Here is a 3227-nt window from a genome sequence, read left to right on the forward strand (position 1 = left end):
GGGCGCGGGCGAAGCTCCTGGTATGCTCGACCCATGAGTTCCGCCCCGCTTTCCCCTTGCCCCCTCTGCGCCTCGGCCAACGCCCCTGCACTATGGCGCAACGACAAACTTCGCGTGATTGCCGTCGATGACGCGGACTATCCAGGCTACGTGCGCGTCATCTGGCTCGCCCATGCGGCAGAGATGACCGATCTCGGCGATGCCGACAGGTCGCTCCTGATGCAAGTGGTGTGCGAAGTCGAGTCGGTCATGCGCGACCACATGCGTCCGGATAAGGTGAACGTGGCTGCGCTGGGTAACATGGTGCCTCACCTGCATTGGCACATCATTCCGCGCTGGCGCGGAGACCGTCATTTTCCCGATGCGATATGGGCGCCGCCGCGGGTACCGGCGGGCGATGAGCCGGAAGCGTTCCGGCGCATGCTGCAGGACGCCGCCGGGCGCGTGCCGGCGTTTCACGACCGGCTCCAAGAACGGCTATCGGTGCGTTTCGGCCGCGCCACGTGCGCCACGTGACCCGCGGGCCGGTCCGGCGCCGCCTACAGCAGGTCGCAGCGCACGGTGATGGGTAGTCGCCGCAGGGCTTCCATGAGCGCAGCGTCGGCCTGGTTGCCGATGTCGGTTAACACGTAGCCGATCGGCCCTTTGGTTTGCAGCTGTTGGCTGCAGATGTTGATCTTGCGTTCGGCGAAGACTGCGTTGAGCGTGGCCAGGGCGCCCGGCTCGTTGCGGTGCACGTGCAGGATGCGCGCGGTGCCGGCGAGGTCTTGGTGCGGCAGCTCGGGGAAGTTCACTGCCCCTTTGGTGGTTCCGCTCTGGATGAAGCGCACGAGTTTTTCCGCGACTTCCTTGCCAATGTTTTCCTGCGACTCCATCGTGCTGCCCCCGATGTGGGGGGTCAGGATGACATTGGGCATGCCGATGAGCGGGCTCTTGAGCGGTTCGTCTACGCTCTTGGGTTCGACGGGGAACACGTCGAGCGCCGCGCCGCGCAAGTGGCCCGCGTCCAGCGCTGCCTTCAGGGCGTCGATGTCCACCACGGTGCCCCGCGATGCATTGATGAGGATCGCGCCGCGCTTCATCTGGGCCAAGGTTTCGGCGTTGATGATGTTCTGGGTCGCGCGGCCGCCGGGGACGTGCAAGGTCACGACGTCGGCCTCGGCTAGCAGCGCAGACAGGTCCGGATAGGCGCGGGCGTTGCCCAGCGGCAGTTTGGCCTCGACGTCGTGGAAGATCACGCGCATGCCCAGGGCTTCGGCCAGGATGCCCACCTGCGAGCCGATGTTTCCGTAACCGATGATGCCCAGCGTCTTGCCGCGTGCCTCGTAGGCACCGGTTGCGCTCTTGTCCCAGTATCCTTGGTGGACCCGCAGGTTTTTCTCGGGGATGCGCCGCAAGAGCAGAATGGCTTCCGCCAAGACCAATTCGGCCACCGAGCGCGTATTGGAGAACGGGGCATTGAAGACCGGAATGCCGCTTTCCATGGCGGTGGCGAGGTCGACCTGGTTGGTGCCTATGCAGAAGCAGCCGATGACCCGCAGGTCGGGCAGGCTGGTAATGATGCTGGCGTCCAGGTGTGTGCGGGAGCGTATGCCCACGACGCTCGCGCCCCGCAGGGCGTCGCGTAGCGCCTCCGGCGGAAGGGCGCTGGCGTGCGTTTCGATCTGCGTGAAGCCGGCGGCGGAGAAAACCTCGACCGCGCTGGGGTGAATGTTCTCGAGTAAGACGATTTTCGCCATGGGGTACGGTTCCGGCTAGGGCGGCGCGCTTCGGCGTGAGGCGGCCGGCGGGTATGGGTTTTCCTATCTTAACCCCAGGCGTGCGCCAGGTCCGGAGAAACCCTAGTGCCGACCGGTTTGGTCGCCCTCGGCGATGCGGGATTCGGGGAAAATCAAGGAGAACGTGCTGCCTTGCCCCAGCTCGCTGTCGATTGTCAATTCGGCTTCATGCCGCATGGCGATGTGCTTGGTGATCGCCAGGCCCAGCCCCGTGCCGCCAGATTCACGCGAGCGGCTGCGGTCGACCCGATAGAAGCGCTCGGTCAGCCGCGGCAGGTGATGGGGAGCGATGCCGATGCCGGTATCCCGGACGGCGAAGCAGGCGCCGCCGTCGGGCGTGCGTCGCCAGCTCACGGAGATGCGGCCCCCGTCGGGCGTGTAGCGCACGGCGTTGACGATGAGGTTGGACAGGGCAGAGGCAATCTCGGTGGCGGCGCCGAGGATGTCCAGCCCGGCATCGACTTCACTGGCGAACGCATGGCGGCCGGCCGAAAGCGCGCGCGCCTGGCCCAATGCGGTTTCGATCAGCCCGGGCATGCCGACGGGGCGCGGGTCGGCGCTGGGCGAGGATTCCAGGGTCGAAAGGGTGAGCAGGTCCGCGACGATGGCCTGCATGCGCTGGGCCTGGTCGTGCATCAGCTTGAGGTAGTGCGCGCGTTGATCCTCGCTGAGGGCGTCGGGCGGCATGTCGCGCAGCGTTTCCAGGAACCCGGCCAGGACCGTGAGCGGCGTGCGCAGTTCGTGCGAGACGTTGGCGACGAAATCGCGGCGAGTCGTCTCGAGTTTTTCGAGCTGCGTGACGTCGCGGGTCAGCAGCATGCGTTGGTTCCCGCCGTACGTAATGAGTTGCGCCAGCAGCATCCGCTCACCGCCTCCCGGGCTGCGCATCAGCAACGGGGCGGGCCATTCCGGCTGGCGGGCGTATTCCACGAAGGATGGCGCGCGCACGAGGTTCAGCAGGTTCTGGCCGCGGTCTGCAGGAAAGCGCAGGCCCAGGTGCTGGCGCGCGACGCGGTTGCACCAGTCGATGTGGAATTCATGGTCCAGCGTGACCAAGCCGTCGGGCAGTGCCTGCGCGGCGGCGAAGAACCCGTGCACGTTGCCTTCCAGCTCCGCCAGCTGGCGCTCCTGCTGGCGCAGGTGCTGATAAATGCGCGCCAGCGCGTCATCCCATGAGCCGGCCGACGCAGGTGGGGGACGCTTCAAGTCGAGGGTCCAGCGCGTGACCCGCGAGAGCTGCCAGACGTGCCACAGCAGCAGCGTTCCCAGTCCGAAGCAGAGCACTTCCCAGCCGAACCTGCCGGTGGCGGGCCGGGCGAGGGCGGCCAGCGCGGCCCAGGCTAGGGCGGCGAGGAGGGTGCGTAGCCAGACCATGGCGGGCATTGTCGCATTGCGGGTCGGGGTAAACGACGGGGCGAGGGGGGCAGAAGCCGCAGAGCGGGCCGGCTT

The 3227-nt window shown here is 66.9% G+C and carries 3 protein-coding genes; 1 reads left to right on the forward strand and 2 read right to left on the reverse strand.

Annotated features, from left to right (window positions below; genetic code table 11):
• Nucleotides 1–33: 33 nt before the first annotated feature.
• Entirely contained in the window at nucleotides 34–516 is a 483-nt protein-coding gene (locus tag IRZ12_RS16725) for an HIT family protein (RefSeq protein ID WP_296470956.1), read from the forward strand.
• A 23-nt stretch (nucleotides 517–539) separates the two neighbouring features.
• Here IRZ12_RS16725 and serA read toward each other — a convergent pair whose 3' ends face one another.
• A complete protein-coding gene (gene serA / locus IRZ12_RS16730) occupies nucleotides 540–1739 on the reverse strand; it encodes a phosphoglycerate dehydrogenase (RefSeq protein ID WP_296470953.1) in 1200 nt (399 codons plus the stop codon).
• Nucleotides 1740–1841: 102 nt separating this feature from the next.
• Nucleotides 1842–3152, reverse strand: a complete 1311-nt coding sequence (gene phoR, locus IRZ12_RS16735) for a phosphate regulon sensor histidine kinase PhoR (protein ID WP_296470959.1) — start codon at nucleotides 3150–3152, stop codon at nucleotides 1842–1844.
• Nucleotides 3153–3227 lie beyond the last annotated feature (75 nt).

The sequence above is a fragment of the Pigmentiphaga sp. genome (assembly GCF_019689535.1).
Taxonomy (GTDB): Bacteria; Pseudomonadota; Gammaproteobacteria; order Burkholderiales; family Burkholderiaceae_B; genus Pigmentiphaga.